Genomic DNA, 18,921 nt, shown 5'->3' with positions numbered 1-18,921 from the left:
CCCGCCCCGGGAGAGGGAGGGGCCCCATGCGACAGCATGGGGAGGGTGAGGGGCTATCCGAACAGGGACTTGATCCTTGGGTCACCCCTCACCCTTCCCACCGCTTCGCGGCGGGCCCCTTCCCTCTCCCGGGACGGGAGAGGGAGCCTATCATCAGAACAGGAAATAGCGCTGCGCCATCGGCAGGACGTCCGCCGGTTCGCAGGTCAGCAACTGCCCGTCCGCCCGCACCTCGTAGGTTTCCGGGTCGACCTCGATGTGGGGCATCGCGTCGTTGTGGATCATGTCCTTCTTGCCGACCGTCCGGGTGCCCTGGACCGCGATCAGCTCGCGGTGCAGGCCGAGTTGCCGGCCGACCTCCAGCTCCAGCGCCTTGCCGCTGACGAAGGTGACGTTGCTGGCCTGCAGCGAGCGGCCGAAGGCGCCGAACATCGGCCGGTAATGCACCGGCTGCGGCGTCGGGATCGAGGCGTTGGGGTCGCCCATCAGCGCGGCGGCGATGGTGCCGCACTTGATGACCATGTCCGGCTTCACCCCGAAGAAGGCCGGCGACCACACCACCAGATCGGCCAGCTTGCCGACCTCGACCGAGCCGACGGCGTGGGCGATGCCGTGCGACAGCGCCGGGTTGATGGTGTATTTGGCGATGTAGCGCTTCACGCGGACATTGTCGTTGTCGCCGTTCTCCTGCGGCAGCCGGCCGCGCTGGAGCTTCATCTTGTGCGCGGTCTGCCAGGTCCGGATGATCACCTCGCCCAGCCGGCCCATCGCCTGGCTGTCCGACGAAATCATCGAGAAGACGCCGAGGTCGTGCAGGATGTCCTCCGCCGCGATGGTCTCGCGCCGGATGCGGCTTTCGGCGAAGGCGACGTCTTCCGGGATGCGGGCGCTGAGGTGGTGGCACACCATCAGCATGTCGAGATGCTCGTCCACCGTGTTGATGGTGAAGGGCCGCGTCGGGTTGGTCGAGCTGGGCAGCACGTTGGGCAGCCCGGCCACCCGGATGATGTCCGGCGCATGGCCGCCGCCCGCCCCTTCGGTGTGGAAGGTGTGGATGGTGCGGCCCTTGAACGCCGCGATGGTGTCCTCGACGAAGCCCGATTCGTTCAGCGTGTCGGTGTGGATCGCCACCTGGACGTCGAGCTGGTCGGCGACCGACAGGCAGGTGTCGATGGCGTCGGGGGTGGTGCCCCAATCCTCGTGCAGCTTCAGGCCGCAGGCGCCGGCGGCGACCTGCTCGATCAGCGCATCGGGGCGGCTGGTGTTGCCCTTGCCGAAGAAGCCGAGGTTGATCGGCAGCCCTTCGGCGGCCTGGAGCATCCGCTCCATGTGCCACGGCCCCGGCGTGCAGGTGGTGGCCGAGGTGCCGGCGGCCGGGCCGGTGCCGCCGCCCAGCATGGTGGTGACGCCGCTGTTCAGCGCCTCGTCGACCTGCTGCGGGCAGATGAAGTGGATGTGGGCGTCGATGCCGCCGGCGGTGACGATCTTACCCTCGCCGGCGATCACCTCGGTGCCGGGGCCGACGATGATGTCGACGCCGGGCTGGACGTCGGGGTTGCCGGCCTTGCCGATGGCGGCGATGCGCCCGCCGGTGATGCCGATGTCGGCCTTGACGACGCCCCAATGGTCGATGATCAGCGCGTTGGTGATGACGGTGTCGACCGCCCCCTGGTGGCGCGAGCGCTGGGACTGGCCCATGCCGTCGCGGATCACCTTGCCGCCGCCGAACTTGACCTCCTCGCCGTAGACGGTGTGGTCGCGCTCGACCTCGACGATCAGGTCGGTGTCGGCCAGCCGGAGGCGGTCGCCGGTGGTCGGGCCGTAGAGGGCCGCGTATTCGGCCCGGTCGATGCGGTAGGACATGCTCGTTCGCCCTTCTGTCCGGCCCGTCAGAGGGCGCCGTTGACCTTGCGGTTGAAGCCGATCACCACCCGGTCGCCGCCATAGGCGACCAGCGTCACCCGCCGGGTCTGCCCCGGTTCGAAGCGCACCGCCGTGCCCGCCGGAATGTCGAGCCGGAAGCCGCGCGCCTGCTCGCGGTCGAAGGTCAGCGCGCTGTTGGTTTCATAGAAATGGAAGTGCGAGCCGACCTGGATCGGCCGGTCGCCGGCGTTGGCGACGTCGAGTTCCACCGTGGCGCGGCCGTCGTTCAGCACGATCTCGCCGGCCGCCGGGAAGAGTTCACCGGGTTTCATGGTCGTTCGGCCCCCTCAACGGATCGGCTGGTGGACGGTGACGAGCTTGGTGCCGTCCGGGAAGGTGGCCTCGACCTGGATGTCGTGGATCATCTCCGGGATGCCGTCCATCACCTGATCGCGGGTCAGCACGGTGGCGCCGTCGCGCATCAACTCGGCCACCGTGCGGCCGTCGCGCGCGCCCTCGACCACGAAATCGGTGATGAGGGCGACCGCCTCCGGATGGTTCAGCTTGACGCCGCGTTCCAGCCGCCGCCGCGCCACCATCGCCGCCATCGCGACGAGCAGCTTGTCCTTCTCGCGCCCTGTCAGGTTCATCGGGGGATTGCCCTTTCGCCGCCCTGTTCGTCGCCGGATCCGGCACCGGTTCGTTGGGGCGATTATGCCACGATGCTGCGGCGCGCCAAGTGCGTCGTATGACGTAGTGGCTTGAAAGCGCTGGGCGGGAAGCGCGGCCTTGGCGTCACACCTCCCACAGCCGCGGCAGGCGCGTCGGCAGCCCGGCGGCCTCACTGCGCAGCCCGGACCACAGCGTCGCGTAGGCGCGGCGCACGGCGCGGGCGTCGCCGCCGAGGATGCGGACGACCAGCAGGCCGTCCAGCGCGGTGGCGCCGATGCGGGCGCCTCCCGACGAAGTGACCAGCGGCTCGGCGAGCGCGCGGACGGCGTCGAGGTGGCGGGCGGCGTCGGGGGAGGCGTGCAGCAGGGTGGCGCAGGCAGCGGCACCGGCCAAGCCGGCGGGGTGGGCGAGCGCCTCGGCGATGTCGTCGTCCAGATGCAGCGCGTCGGCCCAGATCAGGCGGCCGTCGCGGGCGACCTCCCAGGCGTCGCGGATCAGGCCGCGCGACACCGTCTCGCCGAAGGCGGCACGGCCGAAGACCAGCATCTCGCCGGCGATGGCACGGCCGGTGCCGGACAGGTCGAGCCGGGTCAGCCGGCGCAGACGGGCGCCCTCGAAGACGATGGCCTCCTGCGGCATCCATTCCAGCCAGGCGCCATCCTCCACCGCCACCGCCGTGTCGATGCGGCAGGTGTCACCGGTGGAGCGATAGACCTTCTCCGCCGCCTGGGTGGTGATGACGGCGCGGGCGCCGGGGCCGGCGGACAGGGCGATGTCCAGCCGGTCGCCCCCCACCATCCCGCCCGACGTGGTGGCGAGCACGCCGATGGGCAGATCGCCGCGGCGCGGGGTCGGCAGCAGGACACGCAGCGGGTCGTGGTGATAGAGGGTCGCCAGACGGGTTTCGCCGTGGCGATGCTCGAACCGCAGGGTCGCGGCGCCATGGACCGCGACCTTCTTTTCCCCGCCCCGCCTCTCCTCCACCACCGGAGTGTCCGCCAGCACCGTTTCCGTCACCCGCCCGCTCCCTCGCCGTGATCCCGCGGGCAGTCTGCCGGAAGCGGACGGGCCGGTGCAAACGAATGTGGAGGGTGCGCCCGACGCCTTCCGCGTCAGCCGATCCGCATGGAAACCTCGACGTCCCCGGCGACCGGGACCGACAGATAGCCACCCGCCGGTGAGCGGACGCGTTCCAGAAATTCCGGGCAATGGTCCGCGTTGTCCGCGACGACCAGCGCACCCGGCCGCAGACGGCCTTCCACCAGATCGAGGATGTCGGAGTAGAGCGCCTTCGCGCCGTCGAGAAGCAGCAGGTCGACCGTGTCCGGCAGGTCGGCGGCCAGCGTCCGCAGCGCGTCCCCTTCCCTGATGTCGACGAGGTCGATCAAGCCCCCCTGCGTCAGATGCGTGCGGGCCCGTGCCACCTTGGTCGGTTCGAACTCGCTGGTGACGAGCCGTCCGCCGCCGTTGTCCCGAAGCGCCGCGGCAAGATGCAAGGTCGAGATGCCGAACGAAGTGCCGAACTCGACGACCGTCCGCGCACGCGTGCTTCGCGCCAGCATGTACAGCAGCCTGCCGGTTTCGCGCGACACCGGAAGCGCCACGTCCTTCAAGCGTCCGTAGAGGTCGAGATACTCGGTCTTGCTGCGCAACAGCCGCTCCCGCTCCTCATGGCTGACGGCGGTCAGCACGGGGCTGGTCGCGGCATCCGCCTCGTTGAACAGACGATCCAGCAGCGGCGCGAGCGGGGCGCTGGCAAGCGTGCAAAGGGTATCCATGGGAAAATTCCGATCCGGTTGGGAAAGCCGTGCTTGTGCCGGACCACAGAATACGAATAATTCGTCGCCTTTCCCAATCGCATTGCCGGAACCGTCGATGAGCGACCGATCACACCCTTGTATTTCCTCGAGAAAACAGCCCAAACAGGACCGGTCGACCCGTCTGGTCGAGACGATTCTGGAGGCCGCCATTCAGGTTCTGGCCAAGGAAGGGGCGCAACGCTTCACCACCGCACGGGTGGCGGAGAGGGCCGGGGTCAGCGTCGGATCGCTCTACCAGTATTTCCCGAACAAGGCCGCGATCCTGTTTCGTCTCCAGAGCGACGAATGGACACGGACGGCCACGATGATGGAGGGGATCCTTCGCGATCCCGGCCAGCCGCCGCTCGACCGGATGAGGCCCCTCGTCCATGCCTTCATCAGGTCCGAGTGCGAGGAAGCGGCCGTCCGCGTGGCGCTGAACGACGCCGCGCCCCTCTACCGCGACTCTCCCGAAGCGCAGGAGACGCGTGCGGCCGGGAAGCGCCTGATCGACGATTATATGCGGGACACCCTGCCGGGCGCACCGGATGCGGTCCGCGACATGGCCGGGACCCTCATCACCTCCACCCTGAGCGCGGCCGGGAAGCAATTTTCCGGGACGCCGCGGACCGCGGCCGACATCCAGGCCTACGCCGACGCGATGGCGGATATGTTCTGCGCCTATCTGCGCGATCTCTCACGGAAGGGAGCCGGCGGGGACGACCGGCTCCGTTGAGGCCGGGGCGGTTCCGCTCATCCCTCGCCGGAAAAGCAGCCGTTGCGCGCGGCGACCACCGCGACCTGGGTGCGGTTGCGCACGCCCAGCTTCTGCATGATCGCGCGGACATGCACCTTGACCGTGCCTTCCAGCACGCCCAGCCCGCGGGCGATCTCCTTGTTGGAATGGCCGGCCAGCAGAAGTTCAAACACGTCGCGCTGGCGGTCGGTCAGCCGGTCGAGGATGTCGTCGTTGCCCCGCGTCGCCTCGGCCAGCGCACCGTTCAGCACCGCCCGTGGCAGCGGCAGGAAGATGTCGCCGCTCAGCGCCAGCGAGATGGCGTGCTCCAGCACCTCCGGCGGGCTGGTCTTCAGCACATAGCCGCGGGCACCCAGCCGGACGCTGTCGACGATGTCCGCCACCTCGTCGGAGTTGGTCAGGATCAGCACCGGCACCGCGCCCAGCGTCTCTTTCAGGCGGCGCAGCCCGGCGAAGGGACCGGTCGCGGCCTCCGCCCCACCCTCCGCGCTGTCGGGCCGGGCCGGGCCGGGGTCATACAGGACCAGGGCCAATTCCGGGGTATGGCGGCCGATGGCCAGCGCTTCATCCAGCGTTCCGGCCTCCAGCACGCGGGCATCCGGACAGATCTCGCCAATGGACAGGGCAAAGCCGTGGCGGACCATCGGCTGCTCGTCGACCACCAGAAAAATCCGTGTGGGATTGCCCGCGCTACGCGAACCGCCGCGCGCTTGAAGCTCGAACTCCATCGTGTCCCCTTATGGTCAGCGGACCGCTTTTCAGAAGGGCCAAGAACACCAAAAAGCCCACAGATGAAAGCGGTTCATTCGCGACGTCGGCAGGTGCCACTACCCCGAAATATCGAAGGATCGAGGGTGCGGTCAATTTCCGACGCAACCTGATCTATTGCCTGTGACCTTCTTGTTCTCACCTTGCGCCGTTCGTTAATGAACCGTATAAATCATCCCAGCACGAAGCGTAAAGCCCGCTGTTTCGAACAATATTGATAGAATTTTTTATGTTCGAAAAAACGGCTCGGACCGGCCGTGCCGGTTTGCCCGGCTGTCGGGACCGGATCACGCGGCATCGCCGCCCGCAGCGGGTGGCCTTGCGGAGGGACATCGATGAAAACATGGAACGTTATGCTGGTGGATCATGACCGCCTGTTCTCGGCGGCCTTGGCGACGTTGATCGGCGGCGGCCCCTTCCGGGTCAGCGCCCACGCCGCCAGCGCCGACGACGCGCTCGACCTCATCGCCGACGGCGACGAGCCGGACCTGATCGTGCTGGCGCTCCAGGACGGCATGGCGGAGGAGATCGCTGGCATCCGCCGTCTGCGCGACGGCACCTCGGCGCGGATCGCCGTGCTGGCCGACACCATCGCCGACCGCAGCCTGTCGCAGTCGCTGAAGGCCGGCGCCGACGCCTACCTGAACAAGAGCATGTCCAGCGAATCCCTGCTGCGCGCCCTGCGGCTGGTGATGCTGGGCGAGGTCGTCTACCCGACCCACGTCGCCGGCCTGCTGATGGCCGCGGTGAACGAACGCCCGGCCCCGGTGCCGATTGCCGTGCCGCCCAGCGGCGACCTGTCGAAGCGCGAGGTGCAGATCCTGCGCTGCCTCCTGGCCGGCCAGTCGAACAAGGCGATCGCGCGCAACCTGCACATCACGGAATCGACCGTGAAGATGCATTTCAAGAACGTGATGCGGAAGATCAACGCCCAGAACCGCACCCAGGCGGCGGTGTGGGCGATCCAGAACGGCTTGTCGCCGCTGGTCACGGCCTAGCCCCCACCCCAGCCCTTCCCCGACGTTCCGGGAAGGGCCGGGCAGAAGGCAGCCCCCTACTCCGCCGCGTGGCGGTGGCCGGCGTGGCGGCCTTCGGCGAATTCCTCGATCATCTTGCGGCAGAAGGCCGGGATGTCGTCGGGCTTGCGCGAGGTGACCAGACCATGGTCGGTCACCACCGGCTCGTCGGTCCAGGTGGCGCCGGCGTTGCGCAGGTCGGTCTGCAGCGACGGCCACGAGGTCATGCGCTTGCCGCGCACGCCGCCGGCGTCGATCAGGGTCCAGGGGCCGTGGCAGATCGCCGCGATCGGCCGGCCGGACTCCACGAAGCTCTTCACGAACGCGATCGCCTTCGGCTCCAGACGCAACGCGTCGGGGTTGATCACGCCGCCGGGCAGCAGCAGCGCGTCGTAGCGGGCGGCGTCCGCCCGGTCGAGCGCGACGTCCACCGCCACCGTCTCGCCCTTGTCATGGTGGTTCCAGCCCTGGATTTTCCCGGTCTTCGGGGAGACGACCTGGACCGTGGCCCCGGCGTCGCGCAGCGCCTTCACCGGCTCGGTCAGTTCCACCTGCTCGAATCCATCGGTGGCGAGCACGGCGACGGTCTTGCCGGTCAGTGTCTGAGCCATGAGGAGACTCTCCTTCGCTGTTGGTCACGACCTCCAGCAACCGGATTACCTCTGGATGGTTCCGCGGGAACCCTTCCCCAATTCCCATGTTGAACGTGATATAATCGACACACTTCAGCGATGGGAGCCCGAAACATGCGGTTCCAGAACACGTTGGCCAGCCTTGTGCTGGCGGCAACCCTGTCCTTCGTCCTCATCGAGTCGGGCGGCCCCGGCGCCGCTTGGGCGGCCGACCCGAAGACCGGCGACGATCTGGTCGGCACCGAGGTCACCGGGCTGCTGGGCGAGGAGCTGGGACAGATCGTTTCGGTCGCGCCCACCCCCGACGGCAGGGACTCGAGCGTCCTGGTCGAGGCCAGCGGCATGCTCGACGTCGGTCACCGCTTCTTCACCGTCCGCCGGTCGCAACTGGCCGCCGGCGAGGACGTCGACACCGTCACCTATCGGAAGACCGCCGCCGACGTGCTGCGCCAGTTGCGCAACGGCACCCAGGTCGCCGGACGCTAGGAGGCGCCCGCCGCCGGTTCGTCCGGCTGGTCGGGCGGGTGGCAGGGTTTGCAGCCGGTGGGCCAGGGCTCGCCCAGATCCTCCACCACCACGCGCCAGGACGGGCCGTCCAGCCGGACGCAGCCGCCCCCGGCGAAATGCAGGTCGACCCCGCCGCCCTCCACCATCTCCATCGACAGCAGTTCCAGGATCTGGCCGCGGTTCTTGAGGTCGAGGCCGCGCAGCTTGGCGCCGGTCACCCCCTCCACCCGCACGCCGCAATGGACGCGCTCGAAGGGGGCGAGGTCGTCATCGTCGGCGCTCGGACCGGGACGCGGCTGGTCGGCGCTTTCCCAGCGGAAGCGGTTGACGACCATGACGAACCGCTTCTCGTCGGGCTGGAAGCACATGTCGCCGATCGGCAGGATGGCGTCCTGCAGGCAGGCGGAGACGACCTTCAGGTCTTCGGCGTCTTCCGCGCGCAGGCGGATCGGGGTCATGGTCATGTCACCTCTCGGAAACGCGGGAGGTTCGACGCTCCCGCCTGTCAGTCTTCCCCGCCATGGATGCGTTCGATGTCGGCACCGCAGGCGGCCAGCTTCTCTTCCACCCGTTCATAGCCGCGGTCGAGGTGGTAGACGCGGTTGACCACCGTCTCCCCCTCCGCCGCCAGCCCGGCAAGCACCAGCGACACCGAGGCGCGCAGGTCCGTCGCCATGACGGGCGCACCGGTCAGCCGTTCCACGCCGCGCACCAGCGCCGACGACCCATGCACGGTGATCCGGGCGCCCATGCGGGTCAGCTCCGGCGCGTGCATGAAGCGGTTCTCGAAAATGGTTTCCGTGATCATCGCCGCGCCCGTCGCCGTGCACATCAGGGCCATCATCTGGGCCTGAAGGTCGGTGGGGAAGCCGGGGAACGGCTCGGTCATCACATCGACGCCGTGCAGTTCGCCGTTGGCGCGGGACACGCGGATTCCGTTCTCGATCTCCTCGAAGGCGACGCCGGCCGGGGCCAGCGCCTTGACCGCCGCCTTGATCAGATCGAGCCGCGTGTTCATGATGTCAAGACGGCCGCCGGTGATCGCCGCCGCCATGGCGTAGGTCCCCGTCTCGATGCGGTCGGCCACCACCATGTGGCGGGCGCCGTGCAACCGGTCGACGCCCTCGATCACCAGGCGGTCGGTAGCGATCCCGGTGATCTTCGCCCCCATCTTGACCAGGCATTCGGCGAGGTCGGTCACCTCCGGCTCGCGCGCCGCGTTGACCAGGATGGTGGTGCCGCGGGCCAGCGTCGCCGCCATCAGCAGATTCTCGGTCGCGCCGACCGACACCTTGGGGAAGACGTACTCCGCGCCGCGCAGGCCGCCGGCCGGGGCCTTGGCCATGATGTAGCCGCCCTCGATCCGGATGTCGGCGCCCATCGCCTCCAGGCCCTTGATGTGCAGGTCGACCGGACGCGCGCCGATGGCGCAGCCGCCGGGCAGCGACACCTTGGCCTCGCCGCAGCGGGCCAGCAGCGGGCCCAGCACCAGCACGCTGGCGCGCATCTTGCGGACCAGATCGTAGGGGGCGGTGGTGTTGGTGATGTCGCGCGCGGTGAAATCGACCGCGCGGCCGGCGCAATCGCCGCCCGCCCCCGCCATGTGGATGGCGACACCATGCTGGAGCAGCAGATTGCACAGCGTGTTGATGTCGGCCAGGATCGGCAGGTTGGTCAGCGTCAGCGTCTCGTCGGAGAGGAGCGACGCCGTCATCAGCGGCAGGGCTGCGTTCTTGGCACCACCAACGGTGATGGCGCCGTTCAGCGGGCGACCGCCGCGGATGCGGATCTTGTCCATGGACCTGTTTCTTTCGCGGGTACGCGTTAAGGAGTGCGCTCTACTCTACAGCCGGCCCGGGCGGGCCGGGTCCTCACAGCCGGGGCAGCGTGACGCCCTTCTGCCCCATGTATTTGCCGGCCTTGTCGGCGTAGGACACCTCGCAGACGCTGTCCCCCTTCAGGAACAGGAACTGGCACAGGCCCTCGTTCGCATAGACCTTCGCCGGCAGCGGCGTGGTGTTGGAGATTTCCAGGGTGACGTGGCCTTCCCACTCCGGCTCCAGCGGCGTGACGTTCACGATCAGGCCGCAGCGGGCGTAGGTGCTCTTGCCCAGGCAGATGACCAGCACGTCGCGCGGGATGCGGAAATACTCCACCGTGCGCGCCAGCGCGAAGCTGTTGGGCGGGATGATGCAGACGTCGGTCTTGCGGTCGACGAAGCTCGAGTCGTCGAAGCGCTTCGGGTCGACGATGGCGTTGTCGACGTTGGTGAAGATCTTGAACTCGTCGGCCACCCGGGCGTCGTAGCCGTAGGACGACACGCCGTAGGAGATCACGCCTTCGCGCTTCTGGGTTTCGACGAAGGGTTCGATCATGCCCTTGGTCTCGGCCATCTCGCGGATCCAGCTGTCCGGCATGATGCCCATCGCGGGGGTACTCCTTGGCGTATCGATTGGGTGGAGGGTCGGTTGACGCTGGTTTGTAGCCGAGCACGCGGCCGGGCTCAAGGAAACGAAGGCCGTTCGGCACGCATGGACGGTTCTTTATCACGGCGCTGGTCTTTGCCGCCGCCGCGGCTAAGCTTGCCGTCATGATCCAGAACATCACCCTGTCCGTGACGGACACCGCCGCCCCGGCCGACCTGGCCGGAGTTTTCGAGGGCCTGCGCGCCTACAACGAGGCGTCGCTCGGCCGCCCCTACGACCGCCGCGACCTGGTGGCGACCGCCCGCGCGCCGGACGGCACGCTGAAGGGCGGGCTGGTCGGCTACACCAACTGGGAGTGGCTGTACGTCGATCTGCTGTGGGTGGACGATTCCACGCGCGGCACCGGGCTCGGCGGGCAACTGCTGAGCGCGGCGGAGGACGAGGCGCGGGCGCGCGGCTGCCGCTGGTCGCGGCTCTACACCTACGACTTCCAGGCGCCGGGCTTCTACCCGAAGCAAGGCTACGAGGTGTGGGCGGAGATGGAGGGCTATCCGCCGGGACACAAGCAGATTTGGTTCCGGAAGGCGTTGGTGTAGCGGAACGCCCTCTCCCGCCCGGGGAGAGGGGCTATTCCCCCCGCTGCCGCGCCTGCTCCTTGCGCTTGCGCAGGTTCTCGCGCAGGCGGGCGGCGAGCCGCTCGTCGCGGCCCTTCGCCGCCGGCTTCGGCGTTGCCGGAGCCGGCGGAACCTCCGGGCTGTCAGAGGCGGGGCTGTCGGCGGTGTCATCCATCGCTTGAGACTCCGCCCCGATCCTCAGTGATTGGACTGGTGCAGGATCTGGTCGCGCAGGCCGGTGTCGTAGGCGACGCCGGCGGCGGTCAGGACGGCGGCGCCGGGTTCGCGCTTCACGATGCCCTTGCGCTCCAGGATGGTCCAGACCGCGTCGTTGCGCAGGCCGGTGGCGTCCTTGGCGGCGACGACCGCGTGGCCGAGGTGGAAGTGGTTGCCGTGCGGGTCCGGCAGCGCGGTGATCTGGAAGGCGCCCTCCTCCGCGGCCGGCTTGTTCTCCAGCCGGGCGAGCTCCTGAAGCAGGGTCAGGGTGCGCAGTTGCAGCGGGTTCAGGTTCAGCGGGTTCTTCTTCGGGGGCATCGGGACGGTCCCATCAGTCCTGTAATGTCGCGGTCGGGCAGTAGACCGGGACGGCCGAGCGCCTGTCAAGCGCGCGAACCGTATGGAACCCGCGTGGACGGAGTCCGCGTGGAAGGAGTCTGGCGCACCGGCCGGCGCTGGGGCATAAGACCGGCGGAGTGGAGCAGCAGAGGCCCAGACCATGACCATCCTCGTCACCGGCGCCGCCGGCTTCATCGGATCGCACGTCGCCGCGGTGCTGCTGGACCGGGGGGAGAGCGTGCTCGGCCTCGACAACCTCAACGACTACTACGCGGTGGCGTTGAAGGAGGCGCGGCTGGCCCGGTTGGTGGACAAGCCCGGCTTCCGCTTCGTCAAGGCCGACATCGCCGACCGCGCCACCGTCGAGGGGCTGTGGCCGCAGTTCGCCGACGTGACCGGCGTGGTCCATCTGGCCGCGCAGCCGGGCGTGCGCTATTCCATCGAGAACCCCTATGCCTATGTCGACGCCAACGTCACCGGGCAGGTGACGCTGCTGGAGGCGGCGCGGCGCATGCCGAACCTGCGGCATTTCGTCTACGCCTCGACCTCGTCGGTCTATGGCGCCAACCGGAAGATGCCGTTTTCGGTGGAAGACCGGGTGGACAGCCCGGTGTCGGTCTACGCCGCCACCAAGAAGGCGGCGGAGATGCTGGCCTTCACTTACAGCCACCTCTACCAGATGCCGTCGACGGGCCTGCGCTTCTTCACCGTCTATGGCCCGTGGAGCCGCCCCGACATGGCGACCTGGCTGTTCGCCGACGCCATCACCGCCGGCCGGCCGATCCGCGTCTTCAACGGCGGCCGGATGAAGCGCGACTTCACCTATGTCGACGACATCGCCGCCGGGGTGCTGGCCGCGCTGGACCGCCCCGCCCCGGTCGATGCGGAGACCGGCGCGCCGCACCGCCTGTTCAACCTCGGCAACAACCGCTGCGAGGATCTGATGCGCTTCATCGCCGTGCTGGAACAGGCGCTGGGCCGCGAAGCCGTCAAGGTGATGGAGCCGATGCAGGCCGGCGACGTCCCGGAAACCGCCGCCGACATCGAGCTGAGCCGGCAAGTGCTGGGCTTCGAACCGAAGACCCCGATCGAGGTCGGGATCCCGCGCTTCGTCGAGTGGTACAAGGGCTACCACAAGCTCTAGCCCGTTCCGCCCCCTTCCCAAGCCGAGCCATCATGACCCCCACCGCCTATTCGACCGCGCTGATCGGCGTCTTCCTGCTGTGTCTGGCCGTCGGCTGGTACCTGTCGACGCGGGTGCTGCGCTATCTGCTGGCCAGCAGCATCATGGACATCCCGAACGAGCGGTCGAGCCATCAGGCGCCCACCCCGCGCGGCGGCGGCTGGGCGGTGATGCTGACGGTGGTGCCGGTCTTCGCGATCGCTGGGATCGTCTTCGGCCGGCCGCTGGAGACCGGGGCGGTGCTGCTCGGCACGGTGGCGCTGATGGCGGTGTCATGGATGGACGACCGGCGGACGCTGTCGCCGCTGCTGCGGCTGGCGGTCCAGGGGCTGGCGGTAGCGCTGGGGTTGCTGGCGCTGCCGGCCGACCAGATGGTGTGGCAGGGCTGGTTGCCCTGGGGGCTCGACCGCGCCGCGACCGCCTTCCTGTGGCTGTGGTTCGTCAACCTCTACAATTTCATGGACGGGATCGACGGGCTGGCCGGCAGCGAGACGATCCTGATCGGCGGCGGCGTCGCGCTGGTGTCGCTCGTCATCGGGGATTTCGGGCTGACCGGGGTCGGCGGGGCGGCGCTGGCCGGGGCGGCGGCCGGGTTCCTCACCCACAACTGGCGGCCGGCCCGCATGTTCATGGGCGACGTCGGCAGCATCCCGCTCGGCCACATCCTGGCCTTCCTGCTGGCCTCGCTGGCGGCGCGCGGCGACTGGGCGGCGGCGCTGATCCTGCCCGCCTATTACCTGACCGACGCCACCATCACCCTGCTGCGCCGGCTGCTGCGCGGCGAGAAGATCTGGCAGGCCCACCGCGAGCATTTCTATCAGAAGGCCGCCAAGGGCGTCGGGCGGCACGACCGCGTCGTGCTGACCATCATGGGCTACAGCCTGCTGCTGGTCGCCGCGGCGCTGGCCGCCGCCAGCTTCGGCGCCTGGACCCTGGCGCCCGGCGCCGTGACGGTCGCGCTGCTGCTGGCGACGCTGAAACGCATGTCGAAGGCTTGAGATGACCGATTTCCTCGACCTGTCGGTCGTCCTCTACCATCCCGATCCGGAGTTGCTGGCCCGCTCGCTCGACACCATCGGCGCCGCCGCCGACCGGCTGGCGGCGGCGGCCGGCGTGCAGACCCGCCTGTGGGTGATCGACAACGGCGCGCCGGTCGGCAGCGATGCCGGGGCCAACCCGTTCCGCCCGCTGCTCGACCGCTACGCCGACGCCGGCCGGCCGGCGGTGACGCTGATCGCCGGGCATGGCAACGTCGGCTACGGCGCCGGGCACAATCTGGCGATCCGCCGGGGCGACGCCCCCTACCACCTGATCCTGAACTACGACATCCTGCTGGAGCCGGACGCGCTGCTCGCCGGCTGGCGCTATATGGAGGCGCATCCCCGCACGGTGCTGCTGACACCCAAGGTGTTCGGCCCGTCGGGCGCGCAGGAGTTCCTGTGCAAGCGCCGGCCGACCGTGCTGGACCTCGCCTTGCGCGCCTTCGCCCCCGCCGCGGTGAAGCGGCTGTTCGCCAAGCGTCTCGACCGTTACGAGATGCGCGACGTCACCCGCGACGCCGTCGTCGTCGGGCTGGAGCAGGTCAGCGGCGCCTTCATGCTGTTCCGCCGCGACGCGCTGGTCCGGCTGGGCGGCTTCGACGACGGCTATTTCCTGTATTTCGAGGATTTCGACCTGTCACGCCGGGCGATGGCGCTGGGCGAGATCGCCTATGTGCCGGACGTGCGCATGGTGCATTTCGGCGGCAAGGCGGCGCGCAAGGGCGGCAGCCACATCCGGATGTTCGCCCGCTCCGCCCTACGCTTTTTCAACACCCACGGCTGGCGGCTGGTCTGACGACCGCGACAGGCGGCAGCCCGGACGGCCGCGCGTCTTCAGCAACAGCGGGTTCCAGGCGATCATGCGCGCCACCTGCCCCAGCGTCACCTTGCGGTCGCGCTGGATGACGTGCCGCTTGGCGATCATCCGCGGCAGCCCGCACAGGGCGTCGCGGATGCCGCGGCCGATGGCGCCGGTGCGCCCGCTGCCCAGGCTGCGGAACACCAGATAGATGACCAGCAGCGAATGGCCGGCGAAGGCCAGCGGCAGCAGCGGCAGCGGCATGTTCTTCACCATGGTCCAGACCAGGTTGCGCACGCCATGGTACTGGGCGAAGGTGCCGTACTGCTTGGACACGCCGCTGCTGACATGCTCCACCACCGCGTCGCCGACCTGCACCGCCGGGCCGCCGCCGAGACGGATGCGGAAGCCGAGGTCGACGTCCTCGCAGTAGCAGAAGAAATCCTCGTCGAAGCCGCCGACCGCCTCGTAATAATCGCGCCGGTACATCGCCGCCGCCGCGCAGGGCGAGAAGACCTGGCCGGAATAATAAGGCGGCTTCATCACCCGGCGGTAGTTGACCCGCCACGCGAAGCCGAAGATGGAATACTGGTCGCCCTCGCCGTCGATCATGGCAGGGTCGTGGGAAAAGAGCTGGGTCGAGCCGAACATCGCCACGTCCGGCTGCGCACGGGCGGCGGCCTGCAGCCGCTCCATCCAGTCGCGGCGCGGAAAGGCGTCGGGGTTCAGCGTGACGATCCAGGGAACGGTGGCGCCGGCCGCGCCGATGTTGTTGGCCTTGGCGAACCCGACGTTGCTGTCGAGCCGGATCATGCGGAATCGCAGGTCGTCGGGCAGCGCGATGGCGTCGACATCCTTCGACGCGTTGTCGACGATGACCACCTCGAAAGCCGGATCGGTCTGGTCGAGCAGACAACCAATGACGCGGTTGACGAAGTCGGCACAGTGAAAGCTGACGATGATGATACGGCTGTGCCGATCATTTCCGTCGCCCATGATTTGAGACATGTCCTGGTAGCGTCCTTATCCACGCGTCCCTGTCGAGCTTATAGCCATTCCCACTTCCGACCGAAAGCTGGAAATAGGTCCTTGGACTTTGCGCCATGGCGCAGACCGGTCAAACGGGATAGTAAATCCGCCGGTTCCCTCTGCGTGTCCAACCGCCTCGGACGGTCCTGCACCATGCGTGTTCTTCTGACCGGCGCCACCGGCTTCGTCGGCCGCCACACCGCCCCGCTGCTCGCCGCCCGTGGCCATACGGTGCGCGCCGCCCTGCGCCGCCCGATCGACGGCCCGTGGGAGCAGGCAGCCATCGAACCGGCAATCGTCGGCGACATCGGCCCCGACACCGACTGGACCGCCGCGCTGGCGGGGATGGAGGCGGTGATCCACATGGCGGCCCGCGTCCACGTCATGCGCGACCGCGCCGCCGACCCGCTGGCCGCCTTCCGCCGCGTCAACACCGCCGGCACCGTCCGGCTGGCCGAACAGGCGGCGGCCAGCGGTGTGCGGCGCTTCGTTTATCTCAGCAGCATCAAGGCGATGGTCGACGAAAGCCGGCCCACCCCGCTGGACGCGGCGACGGTGCCCGACCCGCACAGCCCCTACGGCGTGTCGAAGCTCGAGGCGGAGCGCGCGCTGGCCGCGATCGCCGCCCGCAGCGGGATGGAGCTGGTGGTGATCCGCCCGCCGCTGGTCTACGGCCCCGGCGCCGCCGGCAACATGCGCGCCCTGCTGAAGCTGGTGGCGACCGGCCTGCCGCTGCCGCTGGGCGGGCTGGACAACCGCCGCAGCCTGATCTACGTCGGCAACCTCGCCGACGCGGTGGCGACGGCGCTGGAACACCCCGCCGCCGCCGGCCAGACCTTCCTGGTCCAGGATGGCGAGCCGCTGTCGACCGCCGACCTGGTGCGGGCGATCGCCGCGGCGCTGGGCCGGCCGGCCCGGCTGATCCCGGTGCCGCGCCGGCTGATGGCGCTGGGCGCGGCGCTGACCGGCACGCGCGCGGTGTTCGACCGCATCGCCGGAACGCTGACGGTGGACGACCGGCCGATCCGCAGCAGGCTGGGCTGGCAGCCGCCCCATGACCTTGCGTCCGGGTTGCGTGCCACGGCGGAATGGTTCAAAGCTTCACGCGGCTAACGCCACACTGGGCTGAGCCCGCCGCCGTTCGTGCGGGCGGCCGAACGACGACAGGGTTGAGCGGCATGCGTATCCCGTCCGCACGGGCGTCCTTGGTGTTCCTGCATGATCTGGTGATGACCGGGATTGCCCTGGTGGTCGCCCTGTACCTGCGGGTGGGCGGTTCCGCCTTCGGTTTCTATTTCGACGCGCTGACCATCGCGCTGCCGGTGCTGGTCGGCCTGTCGGCCGCGGTGTTCGTGCTGTTCGGGCTGTACCGCGGCATCTGGCGCTACGCGTCGATCCCCGACCTGATGCAGGTGGTGCGCGCGGTCACCGTGGCGGTGCTGTGCTTCGTGCTGGCGATGTTCCTGCTGACGCGCGCCGAACTGCTGCCGCGCTCGCTGCCGCCGATCTTGTGGCTGGTGCAGATGCTGCTGCTGGGCGGCCCGCGCTTCGCCTACCGCTTCTACAAGGACCGCCGCTTCAGCTGGACCGAGGCGGTGGAGGGCGTGCCACGCATCCCGGTGCTGCTGCTGGGCGTCGGCGACGCGGCGGAGCTGTTCATCCGCTCGGTCGACCAGCCGGGCCAGTCGGCCTACCGCGTTGTCGGCATCCTGGACGACAAGGGCCGCCGCGTCGGCCACGCCGTGCGCGGCGTGCCGGTCCTGGGCGGCCCCGACGATCTGGAAACGGTGGTGGCGGCGCTGGAGCGCAAGGGCGAGCGGCCGCAACGGCTGATCGTCACCAAGGGTGACAGCGAGATCAAGGGATCGACCCTGCGCGCCCTGCTCGACCGGGCGGAGGCGCTGGGGCTGGTGCTGTCCCGCCTGCCCAGCCTGACCGAGTTCAAGTCGGCGCTGGGCGAGGGCAAGGGCATCGAGGTGCGGCCGATCGCGCTGGAGGATCTGCTGGGCCGGCCGCAGGCGGTGCTGGACCGCGGCGCCATCGCCGGGCTGGTCGGCGGCCGGCGCGTCATCGTCACCGGCGCCGGCGGCACCATCGGCAGCGAGCTGGTCCGCCAGATCGCCGCCCTGGGGCCGGCACGGCTGATCCTGCTCGATGCCGGGGAGTTCAACCTCTACAGCATCGAGATGGAGGTGCGGGAGCGCTTCCCCGCGCTCGACACCCGGGCGGTGATCGCCGACGTGCGCGACCGCGACCGCGTCATGCGGCTGTTCCAGGACGAGCGCCCCGCCCTGGTCTTCCACGCCGCGGCGCTGAAGCATGTGCCGCTGGTCGAGGCCAACCCGTGCGAGGGGGCGCTGACCAACGTCGTCGGCACCCGCAACGTGGCGGACGCCGCGCGCGCCGCCGGCTGCCTCGCCATGGTGCTGATCTCCACCGACAAGGCGATCCGGCCGACCAGCGTGATGGGCGCCGCCAAGCGCTTCGCCGAGACCTATTGCCAAGCGCTGGACGTGCTGCCGCCGCGCGACGGCGCCGAGACGGCGACCCGCTACATGACGGTGCGCTTCGGCAACGTGCTGGGCTCCTCGGGCTCGGTGGTGCCGCTGTTCACGCGGCAGCTGGCGCAGGGCGGGCCGCTGACCGTCACCCACCCCGACATGCGCCGCTATTTCATGACGGTGCGCGAGGCGGTGGAGCTGGTGCTGCAGGCGTCGGCCCACGGCGCCACCCGCGCCGAGGACCGCGGCAAGATCCTGGTGCTGGACATGGGCGAGCCGGTGAAGATCGCCGACCTCGCCCGCCAGATGATCCGGCTGGCCGGCTACCGCCCCGGCGTCGACATCCAGATCGCCTTCACCGGCCTGCGCCCCGGCGAGAAGCTGTTCGAGGAAATCCTGACGGCGGCGGAAGCCCCGTCGCGCACCGAGGCCGACGGCGTCTTCCTGGCGTCGCCCCGGCTGATCGACTACGCGCTGATCAACCGCGCGGTGGCCGAGCTGGAGGCTGCGGCGCGGGCCGGCGACGGCGAGCGGGTGCTCGGCATCCTCGGCACCATCGTGCCCGACTTCCGCGCCGAAGCGGTGCTGCCGTCCACCGGAGTCCAGGCGTAAGGACGGGGCCGGAAAAAAGAGGCGCGAGGGGTAAGTTTAAGCGTTGCATCCCCCAAAAGCCTGTGGCATAACCCGCGCCACTTCGGGGGGCGGCCAAGCCTGGACGCCTCACCCGGACGCATCGCCCCGGCGATGATCGGTTATCGGG

At 69.3% G+C, this 18,921-nt stretch carries 22 protein-coding genes; 9 read left to right on the top strand and 13 right to left on the bottom strand.

Going from position 1 to position 18,921, the window contains the following annotated elements; translation table 11 throughout:
- Nucleotides 1-153 precede the first annotated feature (153 nt).
- The 5 genes from ureC to TSO352_RS32215 all read right to left on the bottom strand — a co-directional run bounded on the left by ureC (nucleotide 154) and on the right by TSO352_RS32215 (nucleotide 4,313).
- Nucleotides 154-1,863 carry an urease subunit alpha gene (ureC, locus tag TSO352_RS32235; protein ID WP_109111345.1) on the bottom strand — a complete coding sequence of 570 codons (1,710 nt, stop codon included), beginning with the start codon at nucleotides 1,861-1,863 and terminating at the stop codon, nucleotides 154-156.
- A gap of 26 nt (nucleotides 1,864-1,889) precedes the next feature.
- Complete coding sequence (locus tag TSO352_RS32230) at nucleotides 1,890-2,195, bottom strand: urease subunit beta (protein ID WP_109111344.1); 306 nt, start codon at nucleotides 2,193-2,195, stop codon at nucleotides 1,890-1,892.
- A gap of 15 nt (nucleotides 2,196-2,210) precedes the next feature.
- A complete protein-coding gene (locus TSO352_RS32225) occupies nucleotides 2,211-2,513 on the bottom strand; it encodes an urease subunit gamma (protein ID WP_109111343.1) in 303 nt (100 codons plus the stop codon).
- Nucleotides 2,514-2,658: 145 nt separating this feature from the next.
- Nucleotides 2,659-3,552 carry an urease accessory protein UreD gene (locus TSO352_RS32220; protein ID WP_247872591.1) on the bottom strand — a complete coding sequence of 298 codons (894 nt, stop codon included), beginning with the start codon at nucleotides 3,550-3,552 and terminating at the stop codon, nucleotides 2,659-2,661.
- 95 nt (nucleotides 3,553-3,647) lie between these two features.
- Complete coding sequence (locus tag TSO352_RS32215) at nucleotides 3,648-4,313, bottom strand: class I SAM-dependent methyltransferase (RefSeq protein ID WP_109111342.1); 666 nt, start codon at nucleotides 4,311-4,313, stop codon at nucleotides 3,648-3,650.
- 97 nt (nucleotides 4,314-4,410) lie between these two features.
- Between TSO352_RS32215 and TSO352_RS32210 the strand changes: the two genes are divergently transcribed.
- Nucleotides 4,411-5,070 (top strand): TetR family transcriptional regulator, encoded by a 660-nt coding sequence (locus tag TSO352_RS32210; RefSeq protein WP_109111341.1) that lies wholly within the window; start codon nucleotides 4,411-4,413, stop codon nucleotides 5,068-5,070.
- A 17-nt stretch (nucleotides 5,071-5,087) separates the two neighbouring features.
- Here the strand turns inward: TSO352_RS32210 and TSO352_RS32205 are convergent, their stop codons facing one another.
- A complete protein-coding gene (locus TSO352_RS32205; RefSeq protein WP_247872590.1) occupies nucleotides 5,088-5,753 on the bottom strand; it encodes a response regulator transcription factor in 666 nt (221 codons plus the stop codon).
- 441 nt (nucleotides 5,754-6,194) lie between these two features.
- Here TSO352_RS32205 and TSO352_RS32200 point away from each other — a divergent pair, with 441 nt between their 5' ends.
- The gene (locus tag TSO352_RS32200; protein WP_109111339.1) at nucleotides 6,195-6,857 is read left to right on the top strand and encodes a response regulator transcription factor; all 663 of its coding nucleotides are present in this window, start codon (nucleotides 6,195-6,197) and stop codon (nucleotides 6,855-6,857) included.
- A gap of 56 nt (nucleotides 6,858-6,913) precedes the next feature.
- Here TSO352_RS32200 and TSO352_RS32195 read toward each other — a convergent pair whose 3' ends face one another.
- Nucleotides 6,914-7,486 carry a type 1 glutamine amidotransferase domain-containing protein gene (locus TSO352_RS32195; protein WP_109111338.1) on the bottom strand — a complete coding sequence of 191 codons (573 nt, stop codon included), beginning with the start codon at nucleotides 7,484-7,486 and terminating at the stop codon, nucleotides 6,914-6,916.
- A 135-nt stretch (nucleotides 7,487-7,621) separates the two neighbouring features.
- Here TSO352_RS32195 and TSO352_RS32190 point away from each other — a divergent pair, with 135 nt between their 5' ends.
- Nucleotides 7,622-7,993, top strand: a complete 372-nt coding sequence (locus tag TSO352_RS32190; protein WP_109111337.1) for a hypothetical protein — start codon at nucleotides 7,622-7,624, stop codon at nucleotides 7,991-7,993.
- On the opposite strand, the gene TSO352_RS32185 is transcribed toward TSO352_RS32190, so the two are convergent.
- The 3 genes from TSO352_RS32185 to dcd form a co-directional block, all read right to left on the bottom strand.
- On the bottom strand, nucleotides 7,990-8,478 hold the full coding sequence (locus TSO352_RS32185) for a DUF2948 family protein (RefSeq protein WP_109111336.1): 489 nt from the start codon (nucleotides 8,476-8,478) through the stop codon (nucleotides 7,990-7,992). The two genes, TSO352_RS32190 and TSO352_RS32185, sit on opposite strands and share 4 nt — an antisense overlap.
- 41 nt (nucleotides 8,479-8,519) lie before the next feature.
- Nucleotides 8,520-9,812: a UDP-N-acetylglucosamine 1-carboxyvinyltransferase gene (murA, locus tag TSO352_RS32180; protein ID WP_109111335.1), complete on the bottom strand. Its 1,293-nt coding sequence runs from the start codon at nucleotides 9,810-9,812 to the stop codon at nucleotides 8,520-8,522.
- 73 nt (nucleotides 9,813-9,885) lie between these two features.
- Entirely contained in the window at nucleotides 9,886-10,440 is a 555-nt protein-coding gene (dcd, locus tag TSO352_RS32175) for a dCTP deaminase (protein WP_109111334.1), read from the bottom strand.
- 164 nt (nucleotides 10,441-10,604) lie between these two features.
- Between dcd and TSO352_RS32170 the strand changes: the two genes are divergently transcribed.
- On the top strand, nucleotides 10,605-11,036 hold the full coding sequence (locus TSO352_RS32170; protein ID WP_109111333.1) for a GNAT family N-acetyltransferase: 432 nt from the start codon (nucleotides 10,605-10,607) through the stop codon (nucleotides 11,034-11,036).
- A gap of 31 nt (nucleotides 11,037-11,067) precedes the next feature.
- On the opposite strand, the gene TSO352_RS33705 is transcribed toward TSO352_RS32170, so the two are convergent.
- Complete coding sequence (locus tag TSO352_RS33705) at nucleotides 11,068-11,229, bottom strand: hypothetical protein (RefSeq protein ID WP_199231808.1); 162 nt, start codon at nucleotides 11,227-11,229, stop codon at nucleotides 11,068-11,070.
- Nucleotides 11,230-11,252: 23 nt separating this feature from the next.
- Entirely contained in the window at nucleotides 11,253-11,588 is a 336-nt protein-coding gene (locus TSO352_RS32165) for a hypothetical protein (protein WP_109111332.1), read from the bottom strand.
- Between the two features lie 181 nt (nucleotides 11,589-11,769).
- Here TSO352_RS32165 and TSO352_RS32160 point away from each other — a divergent pair, with 181 nt between their 5' ends.
- The 3 genes from TSO352_RS32160 to TSO352_RS32150 are packed head-to-tail and all read left to right on the top strand — an operon-like array spanning nucleotide 11,770 to nucleotide 14,628.
- Nucleotides 11,770-12,753 (top strand): NAD-dependent epimerase/dehydratase family protein, encoded by a 984-nt coding sequence (locus tag TSO352_RS32160; RefSeq protein ID WP_109111331.1) that lies wholly within the window; start codon nucleotides 11,770-11,772, stop codon nucleotides 12,751-12,753.
- Nucleotides 12,754-12,785: 32 nt separating this feature from the next.
- Nucleotides 12,786-13,790, top strand: a complete 1,005-nt coding sequence (locus tag TSO352_RS32155) for a glycosyltransferase family 4 protein (protein ID WP_109111330.1) — start codon at nucleotides 12,786-12,788, stop codon at nucleotides 13,788-13,790.
- 1 nt (nucleotide 13,791) lies between these two features.
- Complete coding sequence (locus tag TSO352_RS32150) at nucleotides 13,792-14,628, top strand: glycosyltransferase family 2 protein (RefSeq protein WP_109111329.1); 837 nt, start codon at nucleotides 13,792-13,794, stop codon at nucleotides 14,626-14,628.
- On the opposite strand, the gene TSO352_RS32145 is transcribed toward TSO352_RS32150, so the two are convergent.
- Nucleotides 14,590-15,627 carry a glycosyltransferase family 2 protein gene (locus TSO352_RS32145; RefSeq protein ID WP_247872589.1) on the bottom strand — a complete coding sequence of 346 codons (1,038 nt, stop codon included), beginning with the start codon at nucleotides 15,625-15,627 and terminating at the stop codon, nucleotides 14,590-14,592. The two genes, TSO352_RS32150 and TSO352_RS32145, sit on opposite strands and share 39 nt — an antisense overlap.
- A 186-nt stretch (nucleotides 15,628-15,813) precedes the next feature.
- On the opposite strand from TSO352_RS32145, the gene TSO352_RS32140 reads away from it, so the two are divergent.
- Together TSO352_RS32140 and TSO352_RS32135 are read left to right on the top strand one after the other, a co-directional pair.
- Nucleotides 15,814-16,773 carry an SDR family oxidoreductase gene (locus TSO352_RS32140; protein WP_109111327.1) on the top strand — a complete coding sequence of 320 codons (960 nt, stop codon included), beginning with the start codon at nucleotides 15,814-15,816 and terminating at the stop codon, nucleotides 16,771-16,773.
- Nucleotides 16,774-16,838: 65 nt separating this feature from the next.
- The gene (locus tag TSO352_RS32135) at nucleotides 16,839-18,773 is read left to right on the top strand and encodes a nucleoside-diphosphate sugar epimerase/dehydratase (protein WP_109111326.1); all 1,935 of its coding nucleotides are present in this window, start codon (nucleotides 16,839-16,841) and stop codon (nucleotides 18,771-18,773) included.
- Nucleotides 18,774-18,921: the final 148 nt, after the last annotated feature.

The organism is Azospirillum sp. TSO35-2 (assembly GCF_003116095.1).
Taxonomy (GTDB): Bacteria; Pseudomonadota; Alphaproteobacteria; order Azospirillales; family Azospirillaceae; genus Azospirillum.
The sequence above is the reverse complement of the archived record's forward strand: the minus strand, read 5'-3'. Positions and strand labels throughout refer to the sequence as shown.

Bases quoted from the DNA above. Each gene is read 5' to 3' on its own strand.
- TSO352_RS32185 (WP_109111336.1), bottom strand. From the start codon at position 8,478: ATGACCATGACCCCGATCCGCCTGCGCGCGGAAGACGCCGAAGACCTG.
- TSO352_RS32200 (WP_109111339.1), top strand. From the start codon at position 6,195: ATGAAAACATGGAACGTTATGCTGGTGGATCATGACCGCCTGTTCTCG.
- TSO352_RS32155 (WP_109111330.1), top strand. From the start codon at position 12,786: ATGACCCCCACCGCCTATTCGACCGCGCTGATCGGCGTCTTCCTGCTG.
- TSO352_RS32145 (WP_247872589.1), bottom strand. From the start codon at position 15,627: ATGGGCGACGGAAATGATCGGCACAGCCGTATCATCATCGTCAGCTTT.
- TSO352_RS32210 (WP_109111341.1), top strand. From the start codon at position 4,411: ATGAGCGACCGATCACACCCTTGTATTTCCTCGAGAAAACAGCCCAAA.
- TSO352_RS32160 (WP_109111331.1), top strand. From the start codon at position 11,770: ATGACCATCCTCGTCACCGGCGCCGCCGGCTTCATCGGATCGCACGTC.
- TSO352_RS32230 (WP_109111344.1), bottom strand. From the start codon at position 2,195: ATGAAACCCGGTGAACTCTTCCCGGCGGCCGGCGAGATCGTGCTGAAC.
- dcd (WP_109111334.1), bottom strand. From the start codon at position 10,440: ATGGGCATCATGCCGGACAGCTGGATCCGCGAGATGGCCGAGACCAAG.
- TSO352_RS32140 (WP_109111327.1), top strand. From the start codon at position 15,814: ATGCGTGTTCTTCTGACCGGCGCCACCGGCTTCGTCGGCCGCCACACC.
- TSO352_RS32170 (WP_109111333.1), top strand. From the start codon at position 10,605: ATGATCCAGAACATCACCCTGTCCGTGACGGACACCGCCGCCCCGGCC.
- TSO352_RS32135 (WP_109111326.1), top strand. From the start codon at position 16,839: ATGCGTATCCCGTCCGCACGGGCGTCCTTGGTGTTCCTGCATGATCTG.
- TSO352_RS32215 (WP_109111342.1), bottom strand. From the start codon at position 4,313: ATGGATACCCTTTGCACGCTTGCCAGCGCCCCGCTCGCGCCGCTGCTG.
- murA (WP_109111335.1), bottom strand. From the start codon at position 9,812: ATGGACAAGATCCGCATCCGCGGCGGTCGCCCGCTGAACGGCGCCATC.
- TSO352_RS32195 (WP_109111338.1), bottom strand. From the start codon at position 7,486: ATGGCTCAGACACTGACCGGCAAGACCGTCGCCGTGCTCGCCACCGAT.
- TSO352_RS33705 (WP_199231808.1), bottom strand. From the start codon at position 11,229: ATGGATGACACCGCCGACAGCCCCGCCTCTGACAGCCCGGAGGTTCCG.
- TSO352_RS32150 (WP_109111329.1), top strand. From the start codon at position 13,792: ATGACCGATTTCCTCGACCTGTCGGTCGTCCTCTACCATCCCGATCCG.
- TSO352_RS32190 (WP_109111337.1), top strand. From the start codon at position 7,622: ATGCGGTTCCAGAACACGTTGGCCAGCCTTGTGCTGGCGGCAACCCTG.
- TSO352_RS32225 (WP_109111343.1), bottom strand. From the start codon at position 2,513: ATGAACCTGACAGGGCGCGAGAAGGACAAGCTGCTCGTCGCGATGGCG.
- ureC (WP_109111345.1), bottom strand. From the start codon at position 1,863: ATGTCCTACCGCATCGACCGGGCCGAATACGCGGCCCTCTACGGCCCG.
- TSO352_RS32165 (WP_109111332.1), bottom strand. From the start codon at position 11,588: ATGCCCCCGAAGAAGAACCCGCTGAACCTGAACCCGCTGCAACTGCGC.